Annotated in this window: 1 protein-coding gene; it reads right to left on the reverse strand. The window is 31.9% G+C overall.

The window, feature by feature from the left end:
* Positions 1-122 precede the first annotated feature (122 nt).
* Positions 123-1,457 (reverse strand): DUF4932 domain-containing protein, encoded by a 1,335-nt coding sequence (locus H5119_RS19840; protein ID WP_182703454.1) that lies wholly within the window; start codon positions 1,455-1,457, stop codon positions 123-125.
* Positions 1,458-1,625 lie beyond the last annotated feature (168 nt).

Genomic DNA, 1,625 nt, shown 5'->3' on the forward strand with positions numbered 1-1,625 from the left:
CAAGGTTTAGTGTCATTGAAAAATATTTGGATCAATATTCATTACGGGAGATGAACCGCCCATTGCGGACCCGCATGATGGGTGGTGTGGGGGCTGGAGGTTAGAGACCTCCGGCTACCCGATTATGTGCTTTTGGAATTATTTTTCACCCAGTTTATAATTGAGGGGTAGAGATCCGTAATTTTTTCTTTAGTGGATTTGTTGTTATACAAACGGATTAGCTCATTATTAAAAGCTTTAAATTGGTAAAAGCCCTTCTTGTTTATCATAAAATCTTCAGTATATTTTTTTATAAATAGATACTCTTGCTCAGAATAATTTTCCATTGCGTATAAAGAGACTAGTGACCATGTCATATATTCATTAAAGATTAAATAAGGTTTGTTATATCCACCGCCTTTATACCACGGTTTTAAATCGACAAAAGCAGCATTAATATCATCGATATATTTATCAGAGGTTGGATTCACGTAGGTATGATCAATCTCAGTAAAAAATGAACGAGTGAACTTCATCGATTGAATTGATAAAGACTCCGTCTCGTTTTCATAACGGTTAGGAGCACTGATAAACATGATTGATTCCTTAAAGCCATTATTAGCATACATTCGAGCACTATTGTTCCCAGGCCCTAATGGAGAAAAGAAAACTTTATAACTTTGATATCTTGCAGGGAAATGAGACTCTAACCATCGCCAAATATTTTTTGGTTGAGCACCTTTTTGAAATACATGACTTAACTTTAAGTAATACTTTTCATGCTTTTTGTAAAATCTTTTGAAATCACTTTTTATTGCAAAGTCTTCTAACAAGGCGATATTTTCTTTAATAGCATCAACTGCACGAAACCCATTATATACAGATGATTTTGCTATTTTATCCCCATTAAAAACATACGAAGGGCCATTTTCAACAAATGAATAATAGTCAATTCCATCAAGTCTTTTAAAAAGTTCATGATCTTTAAAAGGTGAAAACCATGCTACAACATCTGAATAATATGTCCCTTTCGAGTACATCCCATAATTCGTGTGATAAAATTTGTCAAATAAAGCTAATATAATGTTATTAAGTTCGTAAATTTCGGGTGTCTCAACACTGACTTTTCCAAGATGTTCTTGAATATAGTCTTTATTATAATGAACCGGATTTACCTGTATGTTGAATATCATTATTTTTACTTGTTGATCAAATTCTAAATGCACTCGTTCAATTTCGTTATCATGACCAGAAATAAAAATACTTTTATCATTATATTTAATTTCAGCCTTTGGGCTACTTCCCCAATAAGTTAAATTAATTGTTTTGTTTTCAGGTAGTGAATTAAAATCTAAACTCTGACTAAAGAAAACATCTGTAATCAGGGCGAAATCCGCACTTTTCAATGATATGTAATAATCACTAGCTTGAGCTCTGCCATTAGACAAAACTATTAAAACAAAAATTATATACTTCAATTTTAATTTATCCTTTGAATATTAAATCAGGCGATAACTGCACATAACGAGCCTGTAGATTAACTCGTTTTTTTATTTATTTTTATTGATAAACTAACCATAGCTGAGTTCCTATTTTGGTTCAATCGATTACTGTATTTTATGCAGAATATAAAGTGGGAGTTTGGT

The sequence above is a fragment of the Pseudoalteromonas sp. SG45-5 genome (genome assembly GCF_014164085.1).
In the GTDB taxonomy this organism is placed as follows: domain Bacteria; phylum Pseudomonadota; class Gammaproteobacteria; order Enterobacterales; family Alteromonadaceae; genus Pseudoalteromonas; species Pseudoalteromonas aliena.